This is a genomic window from Rhodococcus sp. T2V, assembly GCF_029269925.1.
Lineage (GTDB): Bacteria > Actinomycetota > Actinomycetes > Mycobacteriales > Mycobacteriaceae > Rhodococcus_F > Rhodococcus_F koreensis.
This window is the reverse complement of record NZ_JARJBD010000294.1, coordinates 1-1,343: the sequence shown is the minus strand read 5'-3', so window position 1 is coordinate 1,343 and position 1,343 is coordinate 1. Positions and strand designations below refer to the sequence as shown.

Here is a 1,343-nt window from a genome sequence, read left to right as displayed (position 1 = left end):
CACGTAATTCCGACTTATATGAGTGTCAGCGGCGTGACGGGGTTCGTCTACCCGTTATGTTCCGTAGCAGACCGGAGGGCTGACTCGCGTAATTCCTGTCACCCACTCGTCGGGTTGACCCTGGTGGGGTGTGTCGACCCTCCGGTCTGCGTTCGCGGAGTGACTGGAGAGAGGCGTGACCCCAAGCTGCTGTGAGAGGTACTTGAAGTCGGATTGTCCTCCGCGGATTCCCAACCCCTGGCAGAGAAGGGAACCGTCTTCCATGATCGTCATCGGCATCGATCCCCACAAGTCCACCAACACCGCGACCGCGGTCGACCCGGCCACCAACACCGACCTCGGCTCGATCCGCATCGACGCCACCCTCACCGGCTACAGGACGCTGATCGCCTGGGCCAAGGCCTGGCCCACGCGTAAGTGGGCGATCGAGAACGCCGAGGGACTCGGCCATCACCTCGCGCAGTGGCTGCTCGTTCTCGGGGAGGTGGTGCTCGACGTCCCGACCACCGCCACCGCCCGGGTGCGGGAACTCTCCCGCGGCGGCCGACGCAAGAACGACCGCATCGACGCGGCCGCGGCGGCCTGTGTCGCCGCGTTGCAGGGCGATGCCCGCCCGGTGGACCCGGAGGGGCCCACCGATATCCTGGCCTTGCTCGACGAACGTCGAACGAACTTGTCTAACAGTCGAACTCGTCTCGTCAATCAGCTGCATGCGTTGTTGCGGCAGTTGCTCGTGGGCGGTGCTCCGACCTCGCTGACCGCTGCTGCGGCCACCGCCTTGTTGCGAGGCTTCCGCGTCCGCAGCGAGGTGGAGCGGGTCCGGGTCGGCCTGTGCCGAGACTTGATCGCCGACATCCGGCGCCTCGACAGCCAGCTCGCGGCGAACGAGAAGCAGATGGCTCAAACGCTCGACGAGCACGGCACCCGTCTGCGGGAGGTGGACGGGATCGGTGCGGTGACCGCCGCCCGGTTGATCGGTCGCACGGGACGGGCCAGCCGGTTCCCGACCGCGGCGGCCTACGCGAATTACAACGGTTCCGCGCCGGTGCAGATCGCCAGCGCGGACACCGACCGGCACCGCCTGTCCCGGTACGGGGACCGGCAGCTCAACAGTGCGCTCTACACCGTCGCGGTCGTCCAGATCCGAATGCCCGCCAGCGCCGGCCGCAGCTACTACGACAAGAAGATCGCCGAGGGCAAGAAGCCGGCAGCGGCCAGGCGCGCCCTCAAGCGTCACCTGTCCGATCACGTCTGGCGCATCATGCTCGCCGACGAGAAACGTCTATGCCGACTAAACGAAGCGGATTCCGCAAGGGCGGCTTGACAAATAGAGAGGCACCCCA

The 1,343-nt window shown here is 66.5% G+C and carries 1 protein-coding gene; it reads left to right on the top strand.

The window, feature by feature from the left end; genetic code table 11:
* Nucleotides 1-262: 262 nt before the first annotated feature.
* Complete coding sequence (locus P3H15_RS53970) at nucleotides 263-1,324, top strand: IS110 family transposase (RefSeq protein WP_276144818.1); 1,062 nt, start codon at nucleotides 263-265, stop codon at nucleotides 1,322-1,324.
* Nucleotides 1,325-1,343: the final 19 nt, after the last annotated feature.